Source organism: Pseudoclavibacter terrae (genome assembly GCF_008831075.1).
Classification (GTDB): Bacteria; Actinomycetota; Actinomycetes; order Actinomycetales; family Microbacteriaceae; genus Pseudoclavibacter; species Pseudoclavibacter terrae.
This window is the reverse complement of record NZ_WBJX01000002.1, coordinates 37,411-62,482: the sequence shown is the minus strand read 5'-3', so window position 1 is coordinate 62,482 and position 25,072 is coordinate 37,411. Positions and strand designations below refer to the sequence as shown.

The 25,072-nt window shown below is 70.2% G+C and carries 26 protein-coding genes; 6 read left to right on the top strand and 20 right to left on the bottom strand.

Going from position 1 to position 25,072, the window contains the following annotated elements; genetic code table 11:
- Positions 1–206: 206 nt before the first annotated feature.
- The 9 genes from speB to F8O03_RS06515 form a co-directional block, all read right to left on the bottom strand.
- The gene (speB, locus tag F8O03_RS06555; protein WP_244295994.1) at positions 207–1,190 is read right to left on the bottom strand and encodes an agmatinase; all 984 of its coding nucleotides are present in this window, start codon (positions 1,188–1,190) and stop codon (positions 207–209) included.
- Positions 1,191–2,069: 879 nt separating this feature from the next.
- Complete coding sequence (locus F8O03_RS06550) at positions 2,070–3,329, bottom strand: M20 family metallo-hydrolase (protein WP_151423173.1); 1,260 nt, start codon at positions 3,327–3,329, stop codon at positions 2,070–2,072.
- Complete coding sequence (locus tag F8O03_RS06545) at positions 3,326–4,300, bottom strand: NAD(P)-dependent oxidoreductase (protein WP_151423172.1); 975 nt, start codon at positions 4,298–4,300, stop codon at positions 3,326–3,328. The genes F8O03_RS06550 and F8O03_RS06545 overlap by 4 nt, the downstream gene beginning before the upstream one ends.
- Positions 4,301–4,310: 10 nt before the next feature.
- Positions 4,311–5,093, bottom strand: coding sequence for an amino acid ABC transporter ATP-binding protein (locus F8O03_RS06540; protein WP_271982391.1), 783 nt, complete (start codon positions 5,091–5,093; stop codon positions 4,311–4,313).
- Entirely contained in the window at positions 5,093–6,058 is a 966-nt protein-coding gene (locus F8O03_RS06535; protein ID WP_151423171.1) for an amino acid ABC transporter permease, read from the bottom strand. Before F8O03_RS06535 ends, F8O03_RS06540 begins: the two co-directional genes overlap by 1 nt.
- A 40-nt stretch (positions 6,059–6,098) precedes the next feature.
- Positions 6,099–6,989 (bottom strand): ABC transporter substrate-binding protein, encoded by an 891-nt coding sequence (locus tag F8O03_RS06530; RefSeq protein WP_104252585.1) that lies wholly within the window; start codon positions 6,987–6,989, stop codon positions 6,099–6,101.
- A gap of 171 nt (positions 6,990–7,160) precedes the next feature.
- Positions 7,161–7,754 carry a helix-turn-helix domain-containing protein gene (locus F8O03_RS06525; RefSeq protein WP_151423170.1) on the bottom strand — a complete coding sequence of 198 codons (594 nt, stop codon included), beginning with the start codon at positions 7,752–7,754 and terminating at the stop codon, positions 7,161–7,163.
- On the bottom strand, positions 7,751–9,427 hold the full coding sequence (locus F8O03_RS06520) for a thiamine pyrophosphate-binding protein (protein WP_151423169.1): 1,677 nt from the start codon (positions 9,425–9,427) through the stop codon (positions 7,751–7,753). Before F8O03_RS06520 ends, F8O03_RS06525 begins: the two co-directional genes overlap by 4 nt.
- Before the next feature lie 3 nt (positions 9,428–9,430).
- Positions 9,431–10,444, bottom strand: a complete 1,014-nt coding sequence (locus F8O03_RS06515; RefSeq protein ID WP_104252582.1) for a dimethylarginine dimethylaminohydrolase family protein — start codon at positions 10,442–10,444, stop codon at positions 9,431–9,433.
- Between the two features lie 172 nt (positions 10,445–10,616).
- Here F8O03_RS06515 and F8O03_RS06510 point away from each other — a divergent pair, with 172 nt between their 5' ends.
- Entirely contained in the window at positions 10,617–11,072 is a 456-nt protein-coding gene (locus F8O03_RS06510; protein ID WP_151423168.1) for an SRPBCC family protein, read from the top strand.
- 9 nt (positions 11,073–11,081) lie between these two features.
- Here F8O03_RS06510 and F8O03_RS06505 read toward each other — a convergent pair whose 3' ends face one another.
- The 8 genes from F8O03_RS06505 to fdhD all read right to left on the bottom strand — a co-directional run bounded on the left by F8O03_RS06505 (position 11,082) and on the right by fdhD (position 18,501).
- Positions 11,082–11,549, bottom strand: a complete 468-nt coding sequence (locus F8O03_RS06505) for an SRPBCC domain-containing protein (RefSeq protein WP_151423167.1) — start codon at positions 11,547–11,549, stop codon at positions 11,082–11,084.
- A gap of 595 nt (positions 11,550–12,144) precedes the next feature.
- Complete coding sequence (locus F8O03_RS06500; RefSeq protein ID WP_151423166.1) at positions 12,145–13,659, bottom strand: MDR family MFS transporter; 1,515 nt, start codon at positions 13,657–13,659, stop codon at positions 12,145–12,147.
- Positions 13,660–13,754: 95 nt separating this feature from the next.
- Positions 13,755–14,963 carry an ABC transporter ATP-binding protein gene (locus tag F8O03_RS06495; protein ID WP_151423165.1) on the bottom strand — a complete coding sequence of 403 codons (1,209 nt, stop codon included), beginning with the start codon at positions 14,961–14,963 and terminating at the stop codon, positions 13,755–13,757.
- Entirely contained in the window at positions 14,960–15,829 is an 870-nt protein-coding gene (locus tag F8O03_RS06490; RefSeq protein WP_151423164.1) for an ABC transporter permease, read from the bottom strand. Before F8O03_RS06490 ends, F8O03_RS06495 begins: the two co-directional genes overlap by 4 nt.
- A complete protein-coding gene (gene modA, locus F8O03_RS06485; RefSeq protein WP_244295990.1) occupies positions 15,826–16,662 on the bottom strand; it encodes a molybdate ABC transporter substrate-binding protein in 837 nt (278 codons plus the stop codon). The genes F8O03_RS06490 and modA overlap by 4 nt, the downstream gene beginning before the upstream one ends.
- A complete protein-coding gene (locus tag F8O03_RS06480; protein WP_151423162.1) occupies positions 16,655–17,068 on the bottom strand; it encodes a TOBE domain-containing protein in 414 nt (137 codons plus the stop codon). Before F8O03_RS06480 ends, modA begins: the two co-directional genes overlap by 8 nt.
- Positions 17,069–17,167: 99 nt before the next feature.
- Entirely contained in the window at positions 17,168–17,650 is a 483-nt protein-coding gene (locus tag F8O03_RS06475) for a hypothetical protein (RefSeq protein WP_151423161.1), read from the bottom strand.
- Positions 17,647–18,501: a formate dehydrogenase accessory sulfurtransferase FdhD gene (gene fdhD / locus F8O03_RS06470; RefSeq protein ID WP_151423160.1), complete on the bottom strand. Its 855-nt coding sequence runs from the start codon at positions 18,499–18,501 to the stop codon at positions 17,647–17,649. The genes F8O03_RS06475 and fdhD overlap by 4 nt, the downstream gene beginning before the upstream one ends.
- Positions 18,502–18,706: 205 nt before the next feature.
- On the opposite strand from fdhD, the gene F8O03_RS06465 reads away from it, so the two are divergent.
- The 5 genes from F8O03_RS06465 to F8O03_RS06445 are packed head-to-tail and all read left to right on the top strand — an operon-like array spanning position 18,707 to position 22,926.
- Positions 18,707–19,978, top strand: coding sequence for a ThiF family adenylyltransferase (locus F8O03_RS06465; RefSeq protein ID WP_151423159.1), 1,272 nt, complete (start codon positions 18,707–18,709; stop codon positions 19,976–19,978).
- Complete coding sequence (locus F8O03_RS06460) at positions 19,975–21,234, top strand: molybdopterin molybdotransferase MoeA (RefSeq protein WP_151423158.1); 1,260 nt, start codon at positions 19,975–19,977, stop codon at positions 21,232–21,234. The genes F8O03_RS06465 and F8O03_RS06460 overlap by 4 nt, the downstream gene beginning before the upstream one ends.
- A 2-nt stretch (positions 21,235–21,236) precedes the next feature.
- Positions 21,237–21,710: a cyclic pyranopterin monophosphate synthase MoaC gene (moaC, locus tag F8O03_RS06455; protein WP_151423157.1), complete on the top strand. Its 474-nt coding sequence runs from the start codon at positions 21,237–21,239 to the stop codon at positions 21,708–21,710.
- Positions 21,692–22,681 (top strand): NTP transferase domain-containing protein, encoded by a 990-nt coding sequence (locus F8O03_RS06450; protein ID WP_151423156.1) that lies wholly within the window; start codon positions 21,692–21,694, stop codon positions 22,679–22,681. Before moaC ends, F8O03_RS06450 begins: the two co-directional genes overlap by 19 nt.
- Complete coding sequence (locus tag F8O03_RS06445; RefSeq protein ID WP_151423155.1) at positions 22,678–22,926, top strand: MoaD/ThiS family protein; 249 nt, start codon at positions 22,678–22,680, stop codon at positions 22,924–22,926. The genes F8O03_RS06450 and F8O03_RS06445 overlap by 4 nt, the downstream gene beginning before the upstream one ends.
- 48 nt (positions 22,927–22,974) lie before the next feature.
- Here F8O03_RS06445 and moaA read toward each other — a convergent pair whose 3' ends face one another.
- The 3 genes from moaA to F8O03_RS06430 are packed head-to-tail and all read right to left on the bottom strand — an operon-like array spanning position 22,975 to position 25,060.
- Positions 22,975–24,102, bottom strand: coding sequence for a GTP 3',8-cyclase MoaA (gene moaA / locus F8O03_RS06440; RefSeq protein ID WP_151423154.1), 1,128 nt, complete (start codon positions 24,100–24,102; stop codon positions 22,975–22,977).
- Complete coding sequence (locus F8O03_RS06435; RefSeq protein WP_151423153.1) at positions 24,099–24,521, bottom strand: molybdenum cofactor biosynthesis protein MoaE; 423 nt, start codon at positions 24,519–24,521, stop codon at positions 24,099–24,101. Before F8O03_RS06435 ends, moaA begins: the two co-directional genes overlap by 4 nt.
- Positions 24,518–25,060: a MogA/MoaB family molybdenum cofactor biosynthesis protein gene (locus F8O03_RS06430; protein WP_151423152.1), complete on the bottom strand. Its 543-nt coding sequence runs from the start codon at positions 25,058–25,060 to the stop codon at positions 24,518–24,520. Before F8O03_RS06430 ends, F8O03_RS06435 begins: the two co-directional genes overlap by 4 nt.
- Positions 25,061–25,072: the final 12 nt, after the last annotated feature.

Here is a 25,072-nt window from a genome sequence, read left to right as displayed (position 1 = left end):
TAGCGGTGCATCTCATGCCAGAAGCCTAGGACGCCGCTGCTTTTGGCTCACTTGGGTGCGTCAGGGCGACTCGAAACGGCAACCCGCCGCTCCTCGTGACCAACATCAGTGCAATATCGGCCGAAACCGCCTCCAGAACGGCGATTCGGCCCGATATTGCACTGATGTTGGACAGCGAACGCGGCGAACGCGCACCGGTGGGCGCGCTAGCTGCGCACCGCGAACATCGACACGAGCTCGTACACGACGTGCGCCGCGGCGACGCCGGTGAGTTCCGCGTGGTCATACGCTGGCGACACCTCCACGACATCGGCTCCGACGACGTTGAGATCAGCGAGCCCGCGCAGGATCTCGAGCAGCTCACGGCTCGTCATGCCACCGGCTTCCGGCGTTCCCGTGCCGGGCGCGTGGGCCGGGTCGAGCACGTCGATGTCGATCGAGATGTAGAGGGGGCGGTCGCCGATGCGCTCGCGCAGCTGCTGCACGACGGCGTCAGCTCCGCGGCGGTAGATGTCTGCCGAGCTGACGATGCCGAAGCCGAAGCGCTCGTCGTCCTCGAGGTCCTGCTTGCCGTACAGCGGGCCGCGGGTGCCGACGTGGCTCAGCGCATCCGTGTCGAGCAGGCCTTCCTCGAACGCGCGACGGAACGGGGTGCCGTGCGTATAGGCCGCCCCGAAATACGTGTCCCACGTGTCGAGGTGCGCGTCGAAGTGCAGCATCGCGACGGGTCCGTGGATGCGCGCCATGTTGCGCAGCAGCGGCAGCGCGATCGTGTGGTCGCCGCCGATCGTGACGATCTTCGCGCCGGTGTCGCTCAGCGCCTTGGCGGCCGCCTCGACCGTGCCGAGCGCCTCCTCGATGTCGAAGGGGTTGACGGGCACGTCGCCCGCGTCCGCGACCTGCTGGGCGGCGAACGGGGACACGTCGAGCGTCGGGTGGTACGGCCGCAGGAGACGGCTCGACTGGCGCACGTGCGCCGGACCGAAGCGAGCTCCGGGGCGGTACGAGACGCCGCTGTCGAAGGGAACGCCGAGGATCGCGACGTCGAGCTGCTCGACCTCGTCGACCCGCGGCAGCAGCGCGAACGTGGCAGGGCCCGCGAAGCGCGGAACCTGTGCCGAGTCGGTCGGTCCGATGTTGCCGTTCTGCGTCACCCGAGGCGGGTTCGTCCAGAAGAAATCATTGCTCACTATGGGGCCTCCTTGCCGCGTGCTTCTCAGTTGAAGCTAGCGAAACGGGGCCACTCGAACGCGCGCACTTTGCACCTGCACTGGCGCAGGCGGGTGCAAAGCGCACCCCTTTGTAATCCAGGCCGGTCGACGCCGACGGCCGTCACCACGCGCATCCACTCCACGTCCAATCGAGCCCGGCCAGCCGAGCCCGGCCAATCGAGCCCGGCCAATCGAGCCCGGCCAAGCCCGGCGATAGCCCGGCTGCGTCGCCCGCGACCGCGATCGCTGCCAGCCAAAGCGCCCTTGAGGACCGCCGTAAAGGGCCATATGTCTGGCAGCGATCGTGGCGGTGCCAACCGAAGCGGCCATTCGGCTGGCAGCGATCGATGCGGAACCAGCCGAAGGGGCCATCTGACTGGCAGCGATAGACGCAGCGCGAGCGGATGCATCCACCTGGCCGGCGGCGACCAGCGCAACCGGCCTGTCGACGCGGGCGTCCTTCCCCCGAACCACCGCGATCGCTGCCAGCCAAAACGCCCTTGAGGACCGCCGTAAAGGGCCATTCGGCTGGCAGCGATCGTGGCGGCGCCAACCGAAGGGGCCATTCGGCTGGCAGCGATTCGGCTCGCCCGCAGCGGATGCAACAGCGACCGGCCGCGACCGGATGCGGCGGTGGCGACCAGCGCGTAAGGCCTACCGGCCGCGACCAGATGCGGATGCGGATGCCGCCGCCGCCGCGGATGCCGCCGCGACCGGCCGGACCGGCCGGACCCGATGCGACCCGCCGGACCCGATGCGACCCGCCGGACCCGATGCGACCCGCCGGACCCGCCGCGATCCGCAGCGATCCGCAGCGATCCGCTGGACCCGCAGCGATCCGCAGCGATCAGCCGTGTCTTAGGTGAGCTCGCCCCGAACGAGGCGGCGGACGACTTCGGTGAGCACGTCGAGCCCTGCGACGAGGTCGGCGGGCTTCGTGTACTCGCCTTCGTTGTGGGAGATGCCGTCGACGGATGGCACGAAGAGCATGACCGTGGGCACGAGTTCCTTCATGTTGGTGGAGTCGTGGCCGGCGACGGTCATGATCTCGTCGTTCGAGAGCCCCAGCTCCTCGGCGACCGAGCGCGCCAGCTCCACGCCGGCGGGCTGGTACGGGTTGACGTCCCACGAGTGCGAGAGGGTGCGCTCGATCTCGACGCGGGCTTTGGCCTCGATCTCCGCGAAGCGCGCGTCCAGGAGTGCGTTGGCCTCGGCGAGCAGTTGCTCGTCGTCGCTGCGCAGGTCGAGCAGCAGCGTGACCTCGCTGGCGACGACCACCGGCGAGTTCGGATACACGTCGAGCTGCCCGACGGCCGTGTGCAGCTTCCCGGGGAAGCGGTCGGTGAGCTCCCGCGCGAAGACGACCAGCAGTGAGGCGCCGTAGAGCGCATCCTTGCGATCTTCCATGACGGTCGCCCCGGAGTGCGCTTGCTCGCCCTTCACGACGACGCGGTACTTGCTCGCGGCCCAGGTCGCGGTGACGAGGCCGATGGTCGTGCCGGCGTTCTCGAGCAGGCGTCCCTGTTCGATGTGGATCTCGGCGCAGAGCGCGGCGACGGGGCCGTTGCCCTCGCCGAGGAATCCGGTCGGGCGCAGCGCCTGTTGGACGCTGATCCCGGCCTTGTCGCGCACGGCGAGCGCATCCTCGAGTGGCAGCACGCCCGTGTACACGGAGGACCCCATCATGGAGGGCACGAAGCGCGATCCCTCTTCGTTGAACCAGTTCACGACGGCGACGTTGTATCTGGCGCCGTCGACGCCGCCGGAGACAGCGTCATCCGCGATCCGGAATGCGGCGTGCGCCGCGGCGAGCACCCCGTAGGCGCCGTCGTACTTGCCGGCCGTCGGCTGCGAGTCCATGTGCGAGCCGATGAGCACGTAGGGCGCGCCGGGCACCAGCTCCAGCAGCCCGAACTGGTTGCCGATGCGGTCGTACTCGACGGTGAAGCCGTGCCCCTCGAGCAGGCCCTGGAACCAGCGGCGCTGCTCGTTGTCGGCGTCGCTCGCGGCCTGCCGGTCGACGCCGCCGTGCCCGGTGGCCCCGAAGTCGCCCATCGTGTCGAAGTCGCGCAGGAAGCTCTCGTGCGCGTCGGAGAGGGGGATGCTGCTGTCGGTCATGAAGGGCTCCAGGTGGGGTCGGCGGGTGCGCCGAGCTCGGCGATGATGTTGTGGGCCGGCTGCGCCTCGTAGCCGGCGAGGGCCGCATCCGACCACCAGGCGGTGTGCGGCGTGATGAGGGTGCCGGGGTCGGTGCGCATGGCGTCGCTCGGATGCGGCGGCTCACCGTCGAGGACGTCGGCGGCGTAGGTGCGCAGCGCGCCGCTCGCGAGGGCCGCCTGGATGGCTGCCACGTCGACGAGGCCCGCGCGGGAGACGTTCACGACGACCGCGCCGGCGGGGAGCAGGGCGAGGGCGGCTGCATCGATGATGCCGCGCGACTCGGCGGTGAGCGGCAGGTGGAGGCTCAACGAGTCGGATGCGCGCAGCAGATCTTCGAGCGAGTCGACGAGCTCGACCCCGTCCGGCGCCTCCTTGGCGTAGGGGTCGAAGGCGAGCACGCGTCCAAAGCTGGGGCGAGCGATCTCGGCGAGCCTGCCGCCGATGCGGCCGAGCCCGACGAGTCCGAGCGTGAGGGAGCTGAGGCGGCGCGGAGTCTGCAGGCGAGCGGTGGCCTCGTCGGTCCACTCGCCGCTGCGCACGAGCTGCAGGCTGCGGAGCAGCGAGCGCTCGGCGGCGAGCAGCAGGGTCAGCGCGTGCGCCGCGACCTCCTCCGTCGCGACGCCTGCGAGGGTCACGATCTTGACACCTCGCGCGGCAGCCGCATCCGCGTCGATCATGTCGGTGCCGACGGAGCTCGTCGCGAGCAGGTGCAGCGACGGGAGCTGCGCGAGCACATCCGCTGTGATGCGCGCGTAGCCCACGACGGCCGCGACGGCGTCGAGGTGCTCGCGCGGCACGACCGCATCGGGCCCTGGCGAGGTCGGGAGCTCCAGGTGGGCGGTTGCGTACCCCGCCTCGCGCAGGAGCCTGGCGGCGGGCTCCTGCGAGAGGTCGGTGGTGTCGGTGAAGATGACGAGGGGACGTGTCATGTCAGCTCTCTCACTTGAGGACGCGTGCGAGGAAGCGCTTCGTGCGCTCGTGCTGCGGGTTCTGGATGACGTCCTCCGGGGCGCCCTCCTCGACGATGACGCCGCCGTCCATGAACACGACGCGGTCGCAGACGTCGCGCGCGAAGCCGATCTCGTGGGTGACGACGACCATGGTCATGCCCTCTTTCGCGAGCTTCGTCATGACCTGCAGCACCTCGCCGACGAGCTCGGGGTCGAGGGCGGACGTCGGCTCGTCGAAGAGCAGCACGCTCGGCTTCATGGCGAGCGCGCGGGCGATGGCCACGCGCTGCTGCTGTCCGCCGGAGAGCTGCGACGGGTAGTTGTCGCCCTTGTCGCCGAGGCCGACCTGCTCGAGCAGCACCTTCGCGTCGGCGATGGCCGCCGACTTCTTGTGGCCGAGGATCTGCACGGGCGACTCGATGATGTTCTCGATGGCCGTCATGTGCGGGAAGAGGTTGAAGCGCTGGAACACCATGCCGATGTCGCGTCGGCGCTTGGCGATCTCGTTGGGCCGCAGCTCGTAGAGCTTGCCGTTCTTCTCCTTGTAGCCGACGGGCTCGCCCGCCACCCGGATGACGCCGCGGTCGGCGGTCTCGAGGTGGTTGAGGCAGCGGAGCAGCGTCGACTTCCCCGAGCCGGAGGGGCCGAGGATGCTGACGACCTCCCCGGCGTGCACGTCGAGGGAGATGTCCTTGAGCACTTCGACGCTGCCGAACGACTTGGCGACGTTGCGCAGCTCGATCATCGGGGCGGACCCGGTGGAGACGGGCATCAGCGGACTCCCTCTCTGCTTGTTCCTACAGACCTGCGGTTGGGCAGGATCGAGTTGAGCACGCGCTTCCAGACCGGTTCGGGCGTCGCGAAGCCGCGGGACTTGCCGAGCTTGCGCTCGAGGAAGCCCTGGCCGATGCTCGCGATCGACGTGAGGATCAGGTACCAGATGCTCGCGACGAGCAGCATCTCCATGCGGCTGAAGTCGGCGGCGCCGATCTGCTGCGCCCTGGTGAGGAGGTCGCCTGCGCCGATGACGGACACCAGCGAGGTCTCCTTCAGGAGGGTGACGAGCTCGTTGCCCATGGGCGGCACGATGGAGCGAAGCGCCTGGGGCAGGATGATGCGGAACATGATCTTGCCCTGCGTCATGCCGAGCGCCTCGGCAGCCTCCTTCTGACCTGGGTCGATGGAGATGATGCCGCCGCGGATGATCTCGGACATGTACGCGGACTCGTTGGCCGCGAGCCCGAGGACGGCCGCGGTGAGCGGCAGGATGAGCGCGTTGGTGTCGAGCTGCACGAACACGAGGTCGATCTGCGGGAAGAACAGCGCCAGGTTGAACCAGATGAGGATCTGGACCAGGATCGGCGTCCCGCGGAAGATCCACACGAAGCCGCTCGAGATGGCGCGGAGCACGGCGTTGCTGGAGATGCGCATCACGGCGAGCGTGATGCCGCCGATGATGCCGAGGATCATGCTGACCACCGTCAGCATGATGGTGATGAGGAGGCCCTGCATGATGGCCTCGGCGAAGACTCTCGAGCCGACCTTCTCCCAGCGGATGCTCGATCCCGTCGCGACGTCGTAGACGAGCTTCGCGAGGAAGAGGAGCACGATGGCGGCGAAGATCCATTGGCCGTAGTGCCGTAGCGGGACGATCTTGGGGGCGTCGGCCGCGGGCGCGGCGGGGGCGGTGGTGACCGCTCCCGTCGCGCCCGTGGAGGGGCCGGTCGAGGTGTTCACTGTTCTTCAGCTCCGTTGTTCTTCGTCAGCTCCGCGGGCGCTATTCGGCGCCGTTGATGGTGACTTCTTCGACGGCTCCGCCTTCCTGGCCGTGGGCGGCGAGGATGTCGGTGTAGGTTCCGTCGGCGACCAGGGACTGCAGTGCGGCCTGGATGGCTGCGCTCAGCTCGTTGTCCTTCGCGACTGCCATGCCGAGGGGCTCAGGCTGGAAGGGCTCCTCGTTGGCGAGCTCGAAGCCGCCGGCCTGCTCGACGTTGTAGCTCGCGACCGGGTACTGGCTGACCGACGCTGCCGCGCGGCCGGACTGCACCTGGATGAGGGCGTCGTTGTCGGTGGCCTGCGCCGAGATCTCGATGGGGCTGGAGGCGCAGATGTCGCTGTTGAAGGCTTCGAGGATGCCCTGCTGCGCGGAGTCGCGGAGCACGGAGACCGCCTTGCCGCACAGGTCGGCCTCTGCGGTGATGCCCTCGGGGTTGCCTTCGGCGACGACGATGCCCTGGCCCGCGTTGAAGTAGTCGACGAAGTCGTAGTTCTCCTGGCGTTCCGGGGTGTCGGTCATGGCGGCGACGACGACGTCGTAGCGCGCCGTGTCGAGTGATGGGAGGAGCGTGTCGAACGCGACGTTCTCGATCTGGACCTCGAGGCCGAGCTTCTGCCCGACTGCCTTGATGAGGTCCATGTCGAGGCCGATGACGGTCGCGCCGTCTGCGTCGAGGTACTCGTATGGCGGGTAGTACGCCTCGGTGCCGACCGTGAGGGTTCCGGCGTCGGCGATCTCCTGCGGGAGGAGCGCGACTGCCGCGTCGTCGACGGCGACCTCGGAGACGTCCGCCTCCGGTGCATCGCCTGACGCGCATCCTGCGAGCAGTGCGGTGAGTGCGACGAACGAGGCGCCAGCCAGGCCCGCCTTCATGAGCTTCTTGGATGCCATGTGAATTTCTCCTTCTCTTGATCACCAGCAGTGATCATCTGTAGGCAACATGCGTAATCTAGGAGGCAACTTGGCGCTGAGAGCGCCACGTCACGCAGGGTTTACAAGGGCGTTACGTGCCGAGCGAACGCTCGGTCTGCCAGGGAACCGACAGTACTGCGTGGATGCAGCTCAGGTGGTGCCTCCCCACGCTGCGGGAGCGAGCACCCAGAGGAGCTCGACCCCCTCGGTCGAGTCGCGGGTGTGCCACGTGTGCGGTTCGCGCCCGTCGAGGGTGATCGAGTCACCGGAATCGAGCTCCCACGTCTCGGAGGCGAGGACGACCGTGATCGATCCGCGCAGGACGTGCAGGAAGTCGACCTCGCAGTTCACGGAGTAGAGCTCAGCTCCCCCGGTCCCGGCCATACCCGCGTCGACGCGCGAGCGCACCACCTGGAAGCGCGGATCGTTGCGGGGGCTGAGCAGGCGCTCGTACACGTTCGTGCCTCCGAGGTTGATCTGCGGCGCGTCCTCGAAGCGCACGAGCTGCGCATCAGGTGCGCTGAACAGCTCGCCGACCTCGATGTTGAGCACGTCGCAGAGCAGCACGAGCGTCGAGACGCTCGGCGACGTCTGGTCGCGCTCGACGCGGCTGAGGAAGCTCTTGCTGAGCCCCGTCGCGCTGGCAAGCTGCTCGATCGTCATCTGCCTCAGCTGGCGCACCGATCGGAGCCTGCCGCCGATGGCGGCCGGCTCGTTCCGGGGCACGACGGGCAGCGCTCTCATCGGTGCACCGCTGGCCGATGCGTATGGGTCGCCTCGAACAGCTCGAGGGTGGCGGGAAGCACGAGCACTCGGGGGCCGGGGGTGCGGATGCTGTCGGCGAGCTCCTCGGCGAGCGTCTCCATCTCCACGGCCCGCGACTCGACGCCGAAGGCTCGGGCGACGGCGAGGTAGTCGGGCCCGGCGAGCTCGGTCGCCGTCGCTCGCCCGTACGCCTCGTTCATGTAGCCGCGAAGCACGCCGTAGCCGCCGTCGTCGACGACCAGCCAGGTGACGCTGAGCTGCGACTGCGCGAGCGTCGACAGCTCGGCGACGCCGTACAGGCCGCCGCCGTCTCCCGAGATCGCGACGACGGGCGCACCGTTCGGGTTCTCGCGCGAGCGCGAGGCGAAGGACGCGCCGATGGCACCAGGCAGGCCGAAGCCGAGGCCGCCGCACTGCCCGTTCTCGTACACGCCGCCGCGAGCATCCCACGCGGACCAGGCCCAGTAGGCGCTGATCGTCATGTCCCAGAAGGTGGCGACGCCGTCTGGGATCGCCGAGCGGAGGGTGTCGAGCAGCTCGCGCTCCGTGGCGAGCGGCTGCGCATCCAGCCGCGTGCGCACGGTGGCGAGCAGCTCCTCGATGGCGGGGCGCGCATCCGTTCGTTCACCGGCGCCGATCGTGCGGAGGCGGTCGAGGATGCCCTGCAGCGCCAGCCCCGCGTCGGAGCGCAGTGTGATCGTGCCGTCGTGGTTGGCGCCGAGCACGCGAGCGTCTGCGTCGATGTGGATGACGGTGCCCGTCGGGGCCAGGCGGAAGTAGTTCGAGGACAGCTCGCTGAGTCCCGTGCCGATCACGAGGAGCACGTCGGCCGCCTCGAGGAACTCGGTGGTCGCGATGTCCTCGATCCAGCCCTCGGCCGACAGCGAGTGCGCCCACGGGAACGCGCTGCGCCCGCCGTAGGTGGTGACGACCGGTGCCTGCAGCTGCTCGGCGAGCTGCTCGAGCAGCTCCCCCGCGCCGGAGCGGACGACGCCGCCGCCTGCGTAGATGCGCGGCGTGCCCGAGGAGGCCAGCAGCTTCGCGACGGAGGCGAGCTGCGCATCGGATGCCTCCGGCGCGAGCGCGTACGCCTCTGCGGCGATACCGCCGAGCTGCCCGTCGACGAGCTCGAAGCTCGCCTGCTGCACGTCGTGCGGCACCTCCACGTAGACGGGGCCGGCCGGCGCGCTCTGCGCCGTGCGCCAGGCGTCGACGAGCGTCGGCACGATCTGGTCGACCGAGCGGATGCTCCAGGTGGCTTTCGCGATGCCGCGGAAGTGCGACTCCTGGTCGCGCAGCTCGTGCAGGTAACCGTGCGCCTGGCCGCCGATCCCCGGGGTCGGGACCTGAGCGGAGATGAGGAGCACGGGCGAGCTCGCCGTTGCCGCTTCCTGCATGCCAGGCAGCGCGGTGAGCGCACCCGGCCCGGCGGAGAGGAGCAGCGGGGTCACGGTGCCGGACACGCGGGCGTGCCCGTCGGCCATGAACGCCGCATTGTTCTCGACGCGCGCCCCGAGGTAGTCGAGCGAGCTGTCGCCGAGCGCGTCGAACATGGGCAGCGCGTGCTGCCCCGGGAGCCCGACGACCCGTTCGGCGCCGAGCGCCTCGAGCGTTCGGATGACGAGTTCTCCGCCGGTGACGTTCTCTGACATCGCTTACCAGTCCCTCTGCAGTTCCATCGTCGAGCAGTGCAGCCCGCCGCCGTTCTTGTTGATCTCCCGGTACGTGACGGGGATGATCTCGACGCCGTACTTCGAGTTGAGGAGCTCAGCCGTGCGCGGCAGGTGCGACGGGAAGAGCAGCTTGCGGCGGTCGAGGGTGAGCAGGTTGCACGCCCAGTCCTCCTGCGGCGCGACGTCGACCGTCTCGATGCCGAGCTTCCAGAGCGCGTCGAGGAAGTCGTACGGCGCGATCCGCGAGTTCACGAGCGCGAGGTCGTCGTCGAGCATCGCGCAGCACAGGTCGAGGTGGATCTGGTAGCCGGGCATCTGCGAGTGGATGAGCTGGATGCCCTGCTCTTCGAGGATGTTGCGCAGCTGGCGGTAGCCCTCGACGTTGCAGCGCACGGAGGTGCCGAAGAACGCGAGGTCGGGGCGCACCTTGATGAAGCTGCCGCCCTCGACGAGGCCCGTGCCCGTGATGGTGCCGAGGATCGGCATGCCCTGCGCAGCGACCGTCTGCGTGATGGACTGCTCCTCGCCGCGGCGCATGCGCGGGGCGAGTCGGCCGATGATCGCACCGCCCGGGATGGTGACGAGGGGGTCTCGCGTGAACACCGACTTCGTGAAGCTGGGCGCGAGGTCGGGGGCCATGACGACCTCGACGTCGTTGTCCTCGAGCACCTTGACGAAGCTGTCGAACTCGGAGTGCAGCTTCTCGAGGTCGGGGAACTCGCGACCGGACCAGTACCAGCGGCGGTCCGGGTCGACATACGCGCCGATCTCCGGCATCCAGGTCGACGCTCCGGCCTTCTCGACGGCTTCGAGGCCCGCGCTCGGGCGGCGCATCATGATCGTGCGGAGCCGTCCGACCTCATCCTGCGCGCCCCATTTGCGGCCCCAGTACGCGGGCAGCTCGGAGTCTGCGAGGAAGCCCGGCTCTGCTTCTGGGCCGAGGAGGCGGTGGAAGGCGCCGTCTGACATCTCGAGGGTGGGGTCGACGTCGGTCATGTGAAAACCTTTCGTGGTCGCGTCGTTGCGACTCCAAGAGTTTCGCTCACGACATCATGCGTTGTCTAGTGCGAAACTACGACCGGCGTTTTCCGAGCACGTCACGCCCATGTTTCGGGCCCGTAACTTCTGCTGAGTCCACGCATAGCCACGGTTCTGCCACTATGCACGCATGACCACGTACGAAGTGCAGCGCGAGGCCGTCATCCACGCGGACATCGAGCGCGTCCACGCGCTCATCGACTCCTTCCACAACTGGAGCTCATGGTCGCCGTGGGAGGACGTCGACCCGACGATGCGACGCGAGCACTCCGGACCGCAGGCTGGACCCGGCGCCCACTACGCGTGGGAGGGCAACCGCAAAGCCGGCAAGGGCTCGATGACGATCGTCGCCTCCGCGCCGCAGCGGATCGACCTCGTCATCGACTTCGACAAGCCCTTCACGGCACACAACCCGACGTCGTTCATCCTCGAGCCCGTCGATGGCGGCACCCACGTTCGATGGCTCATGACCGGCGAGCACCGCGGCGTCGCGGCCCTGATCTTCCGGTTCATGCCGATGGACAAGCTCATCGGCCCCGACTTCGAGCGCGGCCTCGAGCGCCTCGAGGCGGCAGCCACCGCCTGACGCGCCCAGTCAGGGCAACGGCAGGTCCTCTGCCGGTGCCTCGCCGAGCGCTTCGCGCAGCAGCGGCAGCGCCGCCGTCCACGCCATCGTCTCGATCTCCGCCGACGTCGAGTCAGCGGCAAGACCCTCGAGCCCCTCGAAGCCGGAATGGCGCACCGTCAGCGCGGAGCCGCCGTCGGCCGGCTCGATCGTGAACTCGACGACCGTGCTGTTCTTTGGCTGCGGGTCCTCCTCCGGCACGGCCGCAAGCCGGTAGCCGAAGCGTCTGGGCGACTCCACGAGCGTCACCTCGCCGCGGAACGTCCCGTGCTCGGGCCAGTGGACGGCGAGCACCCCGCCAGGCTCGGCCTCGATCGTGGCGCCGCCGAACGCGTACCAGCTGGCAAACGACTCCTGCTCCGTGAGCATGCTCCAGAGCCGCTCAGGCGCGGCCTCGAAGGTGACGGACTTCTCGACGATCTCTGGGGCTTCAGCCATGGTCGCTCCTCAGCGCGGTGGATGCTCGACGCCCCATTCTCCCAAACCTCCCCGCAAAGCGCGCCCACACGGCACGCAGCACAGTCGACAGGCTCTCGAGGTCCCGGCTTCCGCATCCGCTTCCCAAGCGTCCGATGAGGTCGCCGGAACGCGAGAGCCCGCACCGCCGACGGGTTCCGGCGCCGTGCTGGGTTTTCATGACCGTGCTGGGTTTCCACGACCGTGATGGGTTTCCACGACCGTGCTGGGTTTCTCATCGGCACATGCGGGGTTTCCACGGACGGTGATGGGAAAGAAGCCATCACGCGCGAGACAACCCCGCACGGCCCGTCGCCAACTCAGTGCGACCGCCGCGGATCCCAGCGCAACCGTCGCCAACTCGGTGCGACCGCCGCGGATCCCAGCGCAACCGTCGCCAACTCAGTGCAACCGCCGGGACACAGCAGGGCCTTCGACCGAGGCAGCCCGCCGCGCACGAACGAGGCATCTCCGGGAAGCACCGATGCCCGAACAGCAGAAGGGCCCGGCACCAGGTGAAGTCTGGTGCCGGGCCCTGCTCGTGCGAAGCGCCGAACTTAGCGTTCGACGGATGCGCCTAGTGCATGGCTGGCGCTTCGGCGCCTTCCCGCTTCGCTGGCGCCTTCACGAAGAACGCGCCGATGATGGTGACGATCGAGATGCACGCGCCCACGAGGAACGCGGCGTGGATGCCTTGCGCCTCCGCCGCGATCGGACCGAAGCCCTCACCGGCGGCCGCGACGGTCGAGTTGGCCATGACGACCACGAACATCGCAGTTCCTGCGGCTCCTGCGAGCTGCTGCGCCGTCGAGACGACCGCGGAGCCGTGCGAGTACCGCGAGCGGGGCAGGTCGCCGAGGGCGCTCGTCATGAGCGGCGTGAACATGAGCGCGAGGCCCACCGAGAGCGTGACGTGCGCGGCGATGACCATCCACTGCTCGGAGTTCTCGGTGAGCATCGTCATGCCCCAGATGGCGGCGCTGACGATGATGGAACCGGGGATGATGAGCGGCTTCGTGCCGAGCCTGTCGAAGAGGCGACCCACGAACGGTGCGAGCAGACCCATCGTGAGACCGCCCGGCAGCAGGGTCAGGCCGGCGCGGAGCGTGTCGTAGCCGAGCACCTCCTGCATGTAGATGGGCAGCAGGATGATCGTGCCGAAGAGCGACATGAAGCTCACCGCGAGCAGGACGAGCGACACCGTGAACTGGCGGCTCGTGAAGACGCGGAGGTCGAGCAGAGCCGAGTCGGTCTTCTGGCGGGAGATCTGGCGCCAGATGAACGCGGCGAGCGCGAGCACGCCGACGAGGATGGGCACGAAGGCAGGCATGACGGCGGTTGCCGAGCTCTCGCCGAGCCCGGAGAACCCGTAGACGAGGCCACCGAACGCGAACGCGGAGAGGATGACGGAGAGCACGTCGATCTTCGCCTGGCGGGGCTCGGTGACGTTCTTGATGAACAGCGCGCCGAGCACAAGCGCGACGAGCGCGATGGGCAGCACGAAGCCGAACATCCACCGCCATTCGAAGACCTGCAGGATGAGTCCGGAGACGGTCGGCCCGACGGCGGGGGCGACGGAGATGACGATGGAAATGTTGCCCATCGTGCGGCCGCGGCGCTCCGGCGGCACCATGTTGAGCACCGTCGTCATGAGCAGCGGCATCATGATGGCCGTGCCGGACGCCTGCACGATGCGGCCGAGCAGCAGGATCTCGAAGCCCGGCGCGAGGAAGCACAGCAGCGTTCCGAGCGAGAAGAGGATCATCGCGGCCATGAACACCTGGCGCACGTGGAAGCGCTGGAGCAGGAAGCCCGTGATGGGGATGACGACGGCCATGACGAGCATGAACGCCGTCGTGAGCCACTGCCCGGTCGCGAGCGGGATGCCGAGGTCCTGGTTGAGGGCGGGCAGCGCCACACCCATGATCGTCTCGTTGAGGATGACGACGAAGGCCGAGACGAGGAGGAGCGGGATGACGAAGCGAGTGCGCGGGTCGGTGCCCTGCTCGCTCGCGGATACGGCTGAGGCCGCGGATGCGGACTCGGCTGGGGTCGGTTCGGCGTCGCGTGTCGCGGTGCGCGAGTCGGTCACAGTACTCCTTGAGAGGTTCAGGTCTTGGCGTGCGGGCAAGGCCGCACGGTCGTCATTAACGCCTGCACCGGCCGAAGCATTCCCCGGCGAGTCGCTCAGCGCGTCGCGACGAACGCGACGTGTGACGGTGGAAGGCAGACGAGCACCGACTGACCTTCGTGCGGTCCCCCTGGAATGCGCAGTCCCCCTGCTCTTCCGAGGGCGGTGTCGAGTGGCAGCCTCGCCGTGAGGCGGACGGATGCTCGTGCGTCGCCGAGGAGCAGTGTAGCGGTCGTGGAGCCGAGGCCGCGCTCGAGTCGCAGGATCGTGGCTGGCCAGGTATTGACGCTGGTCTCACCGGCCGCTGTGTCCGCCTCACCCGGGCCCAGGGCCTCGGGGATCAGCACCTCGACCAGCTCGGAGCGGATGCTCGCGAACGCCCGCCCTGCCGTCGCATGCGGATCGTTCCCGTCACCCGCTCCCATGGCGTCCCCTGCTGCGGTGGCTCCCGCCCGCTCGGCTCGCGCCACGAAGGTGCCCTGGATCTCACCGAGCCCCTCGTGCACGACGGTGCCGGTTGCACCGAGCACCACGTCGAACCCGGTGCGGCCGACCAGCGCGGCGACGTAGGCGGTGGCCGGCCCCGTCGCGAGCGCTTCTGGCGTGCCGAGCTGCGTGACGACGCCGCCTTCGACGATCGCGATCCGGTCGGCGAGCGCCGCCGCATCCGCGGGGTCGTGGGTCACGACGAGCGCTGCCCCCTCGAAGTCCGCGAGCACGCTCCGCAGCTCGGCCCGCACCTCCGAGCGCGACTCGACGTCGAGCGCAGACAACGGCTCGTCGAGGAGGAGGACATCGGGCGATGTGGCGAGCGCCCTCGCGAGCGCCACCTTCTGCGCTTGCCCCCCGGAGAGCTCTTCGGGGCGGCGACCCGACAGCTCGCCGATGCCCAGGCGTGCCAGCCACTCCGAGGCGGCCGCCCTGGCCTCCATGCGGGTGGCGCCGCGCGCGCGGAGACCGAAGCCGACGTTGTCGAGCGCTGTGAGATGGCGGAAGAGAAGGTAGTCCTGGAAGACGACGCCCAGGGCGCGCTCCCTGACGCTGAGCCGCGCCCCGCCTGGCGCTTCCTCGGCGAGGCGACCGCCGAGCCGCAGGCGCCCCCGCGTGAGCGGCACGAGCCCTGCGACGGCGCGAAGCAGCGTCGACTTGCCCGCCCCGTTCGGGCCGAGGACGGCGAGCACCTCCCCCGCCTGCACCTGCAGGTCGTACTCGGCGCGGAGGTCGCCGACCACGACGCTCGCCTTGATCGACAGTTCGGCGCTCATCGGGCGCGCTCCGACACGAGGCGCCCCGAGGAGGCCCCCGCATCCGGCGCCGGGGCGGCGCCGGTGACGCCGGACACCCAGCGTCCGCGGAGCGCGAGGAGCACGCCGATCGAGACCAGCAGGAGCAGCAGGGCGAGTGCGATCGCCGCATCCGGGTCGGACTGCATGGCGAGGTACGTCGAGATGGGCATGGTCCGGGTCACCCCGGGCAGGCTCCCCGCGAGGGTGATGGTCGCACCGAACTCGCCGAGCGCCCTCGCGAACGCGAGCACAGCCCCGGCTCCGATCGCGGGCCCCACCATGGGCAGGGTGACCCGGGAGAACGTGAACCAGCGAGTTGCCCCGAGCGTCGCCGCGGCCTCCTCGACGCGGCGATCCGAACCGAGCAGCGCGCCCTCCACGGCGATGACGAGGAACGGTAGGGCGACGAACGTCTGCGCGACGACGACCGCGGCGCTCGTGAACGGCAGGCTGAAGCCCGTGAGCTGCGCGATGGGAGCACCGAGGACCCCCGCGCGCCCGAAGAGCAGCAGCAGCGCCAGGCCGCCCACGACGGGCGGCAGCACGAGGGGCACGAGCACGAGCACCCTGACTGCACGGTAGAGCCGCTGCCCGGGGGCCTGCGCGAGCGAGGCCAGCCACCACGCAAGCGGCACCCCGATCACAAGGCACACGCCGGTGGCCGCGACCGCGCAGGAGAGCGACAGCCAGAGCGCCTGGCCGACGGCCGGCTTCCCGATGATCTCCGGGAGCTCCGCCCATGGCACCCGAAGGACGAGGGCGAGGATGGGCAGGACCAGCAGCGCGAGGGCCACGAGCGCGAGCGGGCTGAGCGCGGCGGGCGGGCGCCGACTCACCCCGGTCATGTCAGGCTGAGGAAGCCGGCTTCCTCGAACACCTCGACGCCGCGGGCGGTCAGGATGAACTCGGTGAACGCGGCCGCCGCCTCGGGATTCGGTGCCGCCTTGAGCGGGACGATGCCGTAGTTGTTGACCGCGTCCAGCGCCTCCGGGAACTCGATGGCGTCGACCTCCGCGGCTGCTGCCTTCGCGTCGGTCGCGTAGACGAGTCCAGCGTCGACCTCGCCGAGCCGCACCTTGGTGAGCACGGCCTTCACGTCGCTCTCGAGGGTGTCCGGCCGCGGCACGATGTCGGTCTGCTCGAAGATCTTCGCGGCCGCCGCCCCGCAGGGCACCTCTTCGTCGCACATCGCGAGCTTGAGCCTGGAGTCGGCGAAGTCCTCGAGGCCCGTGACGCCAGCCGGGTTGCCCTTCGGGGTCACGATCACGAGCGCGTTGCGGGTGAACGTGGCGGGCGTCCACTCGACCAGGCCAGCATCCACCACCGTCTTCATGGTGGTGTCGCTCGCCGAGGCGAACACGTCGACGGGTGCACCACCGGTCACGATCTGCTCGGCCAGCGTGGGACTGCCGCCGAAGTTCAGGGTCACGCTGACACCCGGGTGCTCGACTTCGAACTCGCCCGCGAGCTGCGTGAACGTCTCGGTGAGCGACGCGGCCGCGTAGACCGTGACCGTGCCGGTCGGGCCGGTCTCGCTCGGAGACGGTGCCGTGGAGGCGCCGCTCGAAGGCCCAGCCGGCGATGCGCCGGGGGAACAGCCCGCGAGCGCCGCCAGCAGGAGGACACCGGCGGAGGCCGCGAGCACGCGCACCAGTCCACGTCTGCGCGTCTCAGACACTCGGCACTCCTTCGATTCCGACATTGGTGGCCTTCACGCTCGCGACGACGACGCTCCCGACTTCGATGCCGAGCTCGTCCACAGCCTCACGAGAGACCAGTGAGACGAGTCTGAAGGGGCCCGCCTGAACGTCGACCTGGGCCATGACCGTGTCGAGCGTCAGTTTCGTGACGATGCCGCGCATCCGGTTGCGGGCGGATGCGGGTGGCAGCTCGACGAGGTCACCGCGCGCGTCGCTCTCCGCGAGCTCCTTCGCGAGGGAGGCAAGTTGCACGCCGGAGACCGTCTTCGCGCCAGCCTCGCCCTCGAGGTCGAGGCGGCCGCCAGCACCCCAGCGTCGCAGGGTGTCATCGCTGACTCCGAGGAGTGAGGCTGCCTCGCTGACGCGGTATCGCTGTTCTGGCATGCGGGCATCTTCTCACGGCGTACCGCAGATGCGTCAGTGGAGTCCGGTTTCGACCCGCAGGTGCGCTCAGGATCGTCGGCCGAGCGCGAGCTCGCGGCGCTACCGGAGGATCTCGACGAGCAGCACCCACGCGTTGCGGGTCGCCCCGGCGAAGGTGAGGAGGAACCCCGCGGCCACCCAGGAGAGCGCCTCCCACGTGCCGAACGCGAGGACTCCGCCGATGAACATCGGCAGGAGCTGCAGGACGGTGAACGCCACACGGAGGATGTGCTCGCGCAGGTGTCCGTTCGGATACTTGAAGCCAATGACGCTCGTGCGCCAGTACAGCGCTGCCACGACCAGCGTGAAGGCGAGTGTCACGCCGCCGAACGCCATGTTGCTGATGCCGGGGATGAGGCCGGCCGCTCCGACGATGACGATGAGCAGCAGGGACGCGATGGTCGCGCCTGCCCGCGACGGCATGCTCTTGATCTTGATGATCATCGCGACGTTCACCGACATCGCCACGATGATGAGGCCGGCCAGAGCTGCGCCAGCGCCGACCGTGGCGACGAAGAAGCTCTCCAAGGCGTCGACGCTCATGCCTTGACCTCTTCCGTGGTCAGGATGCGGTCGGGGCGCGAGTAGATGACCATCGACTCCCCGCGGAGGAAGCCGATCAGCGTCATGCCGCTGGCTTCGGCGAGCTCCGCGGCGAGCGACGATGGAGCGGAGACGGCGGCGAGGATGGGGATGCCCGCCATCTTCGCCTTCTGCACGAGCTCGAAGCTGGAGCGCCCGGAGACCTGCAGCACGGTGCCCGTCAACGGGAGCCGGTCGTTCTGCACGGCCCAGCCGACGACCTTGTCGACGGCGTTGTGGCGTCCGACGTCCTCGCGCAGGACGAGCAGCTTGCCGGTCGCGGCGTCGAAGAGCGCGGCCGCGTGCAAGCCGCCCGTCTTCTCGAACACCGCCTGCTGCTCGCGGAGCTTGTCGGGGAACGTCACGAGCGTCTCCGCGTCGAGCGTGACCGGGTCGCTCGCCACCTCGTAGCTGGAGGTGAGCTCGACGGCGTCGATGCTCGCCTTCCCGCAGAGGCCGCACGAGCTGGTCGTATAGAAGTTGCGCGCAAGGTCGGGGTCCGGCTGCGGCGTCCCCGCCGCGAGGCGCACGTCGAGCACGTTGTAGGTGTTGAGCCCGTCCGCTGTCCCGTCGGCGCCCGCGCAGTACATCGCAGACTGGAACTGCTCGCCTCGCGCGATGACTCCTTCGGAGACCAGGAACCCGGCCGCGAGCTCGAAGTCGTTGCCAGGCGTGCGCATCGTGATCGCGAGCTGCTGACCGCCGACGCGGATCTCGAGCGGCTCTTCGGCCGCGAGGAAGTCGGCCTTCCTGCTCGGGGGCTTCCCGAGACTCAGCCGTGTGACGCTTCGCCGCACCGTGATCCGACCCACGCGCCCATGCTAGCCGCCCCCGCGCATCCGCCGCCTGCCGCGCCTGCCCCACCCGCGCTGAGTCGCCGCAAAAGGTCGTCATCCGGCCCGAATGGCGACCATTTGAGGCAACTCGCGAGATGGACGCACCGCGCCAGCGGCAGGGGCAGGGGGGGGCAGGGGGCTGCATCACCGGCGGCTCGGGATGCGGCGGTAGGGTGACGCCATGCGCCTCGCCCCGCTTGTCGACCCATCCCCTGAACTCGGTGGTGACGAGCTCGCCCGCACGGCGCGCCAGCGCCGCCTCCCGGAACTCGGCGAGATCGGGCAGCGGCGCCTCGCCGCGAGCCGAATCGCCGTGCTCGGCGCCGGCGGCCTCGGAGCCCCCGCCCTGCAGTACCTGGCCGCCGCGGGGGTCGGCACGATCGGCATCATCGACGCGGATGCGGTCGAGCCGAGCAACCTCCACCGGCAGGTCATCCACGGCATCGGCGACGTCGGCGCGCGCAAGACCGCGAGCGCGGCGCGCAGCCTCCGCGAGCTCTCGCCGGACGTGACGGTCATCGAGCACGACGAGCGGCTCGACGAGTCCAACGCGGCGCGCATCCTGGGCGGCTACGACCTCGTGCTCGACGGGGCGGACAACTTCGCGACCCGCTACGCCGTCGCCGACGCCTGCGACCACCTCGGCCTCCCCCTCGTGTGGGGGTCCGTGCTGCGCTTCGACGCGCAGCTCAGCGTGTTCTGGTCGTCGCCGCCCGCCCCCGCCGACGGCGTCACGCTGCGCGACGTCTTCCCGGAGCCGCCGCCGGCCGGGACAGTGCCATCCTGCGCGGAGGCCGGCGTGCTCGGCGCGCTCTGCGGCATCGTCGGCTCGATGATGGCGGTCGAGGCGATCAAGCTCGTCACCGGCATCGGCGAGGCGCTGCTCGGCAGGCTCGTCGTGATCGAGGCGCTCACGATGCGCGTCTCCGAGGTGCCGCTGCGCGCGGCCTCGCCAGCCCCAGGCCCCTCCCCGGCCCCGGTCCCCGCACCGTCTCCGGCTGTCGCGGCGACGGATGTGACGGCCCCTGCCACCTCGAACTCGGCCTCGACCCACACGGCGCCGAGCGGGCCGGTGCATCCCGGCGCCCCGCTCGACTTCGACCCGAGTCGAGATGCGCGTGGACCGTTCATCGACGTGCGAGAGCCGGACGAGTACGCGATCGACGCGATCCCCGGCGCCCATTCCCTGCCGCTCAGCGAACTGATCCACCTCGAGCAAGAGCCGGCGGCACTGACCGCTCGCCTGCGCCACCTCCGCGCCGACGATGCGCCCGAACCAACCTCACCGCTCAACCTCTACTGCGTGTCGGCGACGCGGGCGCGACGTGCCGCGCTGCTGCTCGCCCCGCACGGCTACGAGGTGCGCGTCGTTCAACCCTCAGCGCTCCGCCTGCTGCGGGCCCCCGCCGGCCTCCCGGACGCCGACGCAGCCCAGGCCGGGACGCTCGCATGATCGAGGTCGAGACCCAGCTGGCTCGCGTGCTCGCAGAGACGCGGCCCCTGTCCAGCGAGACCGTTCCGCTCTCGGCAGCCCACGGGCGCGTCATCGCCGAGACCGTCACCTCGAGGTACGCGCTGCCGCCCTGGACGAACTCCGCCATGGACGGCTACGCGGTGCGCTCCGCCGACGTGGCCACCGCGAGCACGGACGTCCCCGTCACCCTCGAGGTCGTCGCCGACCTGCCCGCCGGAGCGTCGGCCGACCCAGCCCTCTCGCCAGGGCAGGCCGCGCGCATCATGACGGGCGCCCCCGTACCAGCAGACGCCGACGCGATCGTGCCCGTCGAGGCGACGGACGGAGGCGAACGGCGAGTGAGCGTCACCGCGCCCGCGGCCGCCGGCGCGCACATCCGCTCGGCCGGGGAGGACCGCCAGCCAGGCGACGCGCTCGTCTCAGCCGGGGCGCGCGCCGGAGCCGAAGTGCTCTCGGCGCTCGCGTCAGCCGGCTACGGCACCATCGCCGTGGCTCGACGCCCACGGCTCGCCGTCATCGCGACGGGAAGCGAGCTCGTCGCCCCTGGTGAGCCGCTCGACCGCGGCCAGATCCCCGATTCCAACTCGCTCCTCATCTCCTCGCTCGCCGTCGAGCACGGGGCGGCGCTCGTCGACGTCGTCAGGGTCTCCGACGACGTCGACGACCTCGACGCGGCGCTCCGGCGGCTCTCGGACCGCTGCGACGTCATCGTGCTCACCGGTGGTGTCAGCATGGGCGCCTACGACCCCGTCAAGGAGCTCCTCTCCCCCGGCGGCCAGGTGCGCTTCGAGAAGGTCGCGATGCAGCCGGGCAAGCCGCAGGGCTTCGGCCGCCTCGGCGAACCGTGGGTCGGAACGGGCACGCCAGGCCCGCTGGTCTTCGGCCTGCCGGGCAATCCGGTCAGCGCCTGGGTCTCGTTCCTCGTGTTCGTCCGGCCGTGCCTGCGCGCCCTGCAAGCCGCATCCCTCGTCGAGGACCCACGCCTGAGCGCGCGTGCCGAGACCGGGTGGCGCACCCCGCCGGGGCGCCGCCAGTACCTGCCAGCACGCATCCGCCTCACCGATGCGGGAGTCCTGGTCGCCCCGGCCGCCGCCCGCGGTTCCGGCTCGCACCTCGTCGGCAGCCTCGCCGACGCGAACGGCTACGCCATCGTGGATGCGAGCGTCGAGCGCGTCCACGAAGGCGACACCGTGCAGGTCGTTCCGCTGGTGTCGGACGTCGGTGCGAGACTCTGAGCATGACGAACTTCACGCACCTCGACGCAGCCGGCCACGCACGCATGGTCGACGTCACCGAGAAGCAGCCGACCGTGCGTGCCGCGACAGCGTCAGGCATGGTCTTCTGCGGCGAGCAGGTGCTCGAGGCGCTCACGAGCGACGCCGTGCCGAAGGGCGACGCCTTCGCCGTGGCGCGCATCGCCGGCATCCAGGGCGCGAAGAAGTGCGCCGAGCTCCTCCCGCTCGCCCACATCATCGGCGTGCACGGCGCGGTGGTCGACCTCGAGCTGCGCGACGACGGCGTGCTCATCACGGCGACCGTGCGCACGGCCGACCGCACGGGCGTCGAGATGGAGGCCTTCACCGCCGTCTCGGTAGCCGCGCTCGCGCTGGTCGACATGGTGAAGGGCATCGACAAGTCGGTGACGATCGGCGACATCAAGCTCATCGCGAAGACCGGCGGGAAGTCCGGGCCGTGGAAGCGCGAGCAGTAGCGCAGCCGCACGGCCCGACCACTCCCTCCGCCGGGTTCGACGCCGTCATCCTGGCCGGGGGCCGTGGTTCGCGCCTCGGCGGCGTGAGCAAGGGTGAACTCGAGGTCGGCGGCCGCCGCCTCGTCGACATCGCCGTCGTCGCCGCGGAGGATGCCGGGGCGAGGCGGATCATCGTCGTCGGTCAGGTCGCCGTGGATCCACCTGCCGTTGTCGTGCGCGAGGAGCCCCCGTTCGGCGGGCCGGCGGCGGGCCTCGCGACGGCTCTCGCGAGCGTCGAGTCGCCGCGCCTCCTCCTGCTCGCCTGCGATCTCCCCCGCGCCGCCGAGCTCGTCGCGCTGCTGGTCGGGCACCTCGAGTCGCCGCCGGCCGAACTGCGCGAGCCGGACGACACCCCCGGCCCGGACGGCGCCGTGATCGTCGACGCCGGTGGACGCGTGCAGTGGCTCGCTGGGCTCTACCGTGCCGAGGCGGTGAAGCATGCACTCGAGAGCTTCCAGGGACCGGGCGTGCACGGTCTCCCTCTCCGCCGGATCCTCGAGCACCTCGAGCTCGCGCGAGTGCTCGACGAGACCGGTGCCACCGCCGACATCGACACCCCCGAGCAGCTGGAGGCGGCACGCGTGCTGGCCGCCTCCTCCTCCCCAATCCAGCCGACAGACCAGCCGACAACGAGGAAGGAACCATCAGCGATGACGGAGAAGCCCAAGCATCTGCCCCCTGAGGCGCTCGACGAGTGGCTTGCAGAAGCGAAGCGCCTGCTCGAACTCGACGACGACCTCGACATCGCCGCCGTGCTCGACGTCGCCAAGGACGTCGCCCACAACGTCGCACGGCCCGCCGCTCCACTCACGACCTTCGCGCTCGGCGTCGCACTGGGGCGGAGGAGCTCGACCGCAGACTCCCCAGAGGTGTTCGCTCGCCTCGCCGAGCTCGTCACCGCCCGCGCTCTCGCCTGGGACCACACGGCATGAGCGCGGCATCGCGAGTGCGCGTCTTCGCCGGTGCCGCCGAGGCGGTGGGAGGCAGCGAGTTCGCGATCGAGGTCGACTCGATCGGTGCGCTGCTGCAGGCGCTGAACCCGTCGACTGACCCCCACATCGCCGAAGTCCTCGCCCGCTGCTCGTTCCTCGTGGATGGTGTGCGAACCTCCGACGCCGACGCGCCCATCGCGCCCGGAGCATCCGTCGACGTGCTCCCGCCCTTCGCTGGAGGCTGACCGCGGCCGACGGCGCGGCGCGCGCGATCAGCGACTGCGCGGCGCCCCCTAGCCGCCGATGGCGTTCATGCCGCGGGCAGGCTGCAGGAAGCTGGGATCGTTGATGGCGTGACCCGGCAGCTTGTTGTGGATGCACGAGCGCAGCATCGCGTCGACCGCCAGCTCGGAGCCGGTCCAGTTCCCCGCCGCGTGGCGTTCACGCGCGGCATCGTCGGCGTCGAGCGCGAAGCTGGCGTCCGCGCGAAGGATCGGCATGAGGTCGTACTCGCTCGTCGAGAACAGGCAGTTGCGAAGCTGCCCGTCGGCCGTGAGCCGGAGACGGTCGCAGTTCCCGCAGAAGGGCGCCGTCACGGAGGCGATGACGCCCACCGTGTGCGGGCCGCCATCGATGGTCCACCGTTCGGCAGGCGCGCCACCGCGTCCGGGAACCGGGGCGAGCTCGAATCTCGCGCCAAGGGCCTCGAGGATCTCCTCCCTGGTCACCATCTGCACGCGATCCCAGGTGTGGCCGGCGTCGAGCGGCATCTGCTCGATGAAGCGCATCTGCGCGTCGTGCTCCATGGCGAACTCCACGAGCTCCACGATCTCGTCGTCGTTCACGCCGCGCATGGCGACGGCGTTGAGCTTGAGCGGGCGCAGCGACGACGCTTGCGCGGCGCGGATGCCAGCGAGCACCTCGTCGAGCTTGTCGCGCCGGGTGAGGGCCGCGAAGCGGTCTCGTCTGAGGGTGTCGATGGAGACGTTGAGACGGTCGAGCCCCGCGTCGATGAGCTGCGGCAGCATGCGCGGCAGGAGGATCCCGTTGGTGGTCATGGCCACCTGCACTCGGCCGTTCGGTCCCTCGATGGCGGAGATGCGGCGCACGATGTCGGCGGCGTCGCGGCGAAGGAGCGGCTCCCCGCCGGTCAGCCGGAACGTCGTGATGCCGGATGCGGCGGCGAGCTGGGCGATGCGCACGATCTGGTCGGTCGTGAGGATGCTGTCCTTCTCGAGGAACTCGTTGCCCTCCGCCGGCATGCAGTACGTGCAGCGCAGGGAGCACTTGTCGGTCAGCGAGATGCGGAGGTCGCGGTGCACGCGCCCGTGCGTGTCGACGAGCGGCGCACCGGGCGCAGCTGCGAGCTGCGGCTCCACGAGCCGTGGCCTGCGCGAGATCGTGACGGGCACTGCGCTCATGGCAGCCCGACCCAGGATGCTGCGCCGTCGGCCTCGTGCTGCTGCTTCCAGATCGGCACCTCGGACTTCACGTCCTCGACGAGGGCGCGGCTCACGTCGTAGGCCTCGCCGCGGTGGGCGCTGGAGACGCAGGCGATGAGGGCGATGTCGCCGACCTCGAGGTGCCCGATCCGGTGGCTCACGGCCACCCGCACGCCGTCTCGAGCGTGGCGGGCGACGAGCCCCTCGAGCACCCGCTCGGCGTCTGGGTGCGCGGTGTAGTCGAGCGAGACGACGCGGCCGGTCGCCTCCGGGTCGTGGTCTCGGATCTGCCCGACGAACGTCACGACGGCGCCCGCTCGGGGGTCGTCCACGGCGGCGAGGTGCGCGGCGAGTTGGAGCTCGTCGGTGGTCACGCGGGCGATGGGGGTGCCAGTCACGAAGGGTGGTCTCCGCCACGCAGCTGGTCGAGGATGTGCGGGATGAGGGGCGCCAGCAGCGCGACGCCGTCGCGGGCCGCGCCGGGTGAGCCCGCGAGGTTCACGACGAGGCTCGGCGCTCCACGGCCAGGTCGGTCGATGATGCCGGCGAGACCGCGCGAGAGGATCGCGGTCGGCACCCGGTCGCGGGCTGTGGCCCTGAGTGCTTCGGCGATGCCGGGCAGCTCACGCGTGATCAGCGGCCAGGTGGCCTCCGGTGTCTCGTCGCGCGGCGAGAGCCCGGTGCCGCCGAGCGTGACGATGAGCTGCGCGCCGGCATCCGCTGCGTGGGCGATGGCGTCGCGCACGACGGTCGCGCCGTCCGGGACGACCGACAGGGTGGCCGCCGTGTACCCGTGCCTCGCGAGTGCTTCGATCGTCGCCGGACCGGAGAGGTCCTCGCGCTCGCCCCGAGCCGAGCGGTCGGAGACCGTGATGACGGCGATCGCCGCCTGCTGTTCGTGGTTCGATGCTTGCCGCTCGAGGGACGCTTCCTGCATGGGTCGAGGGTA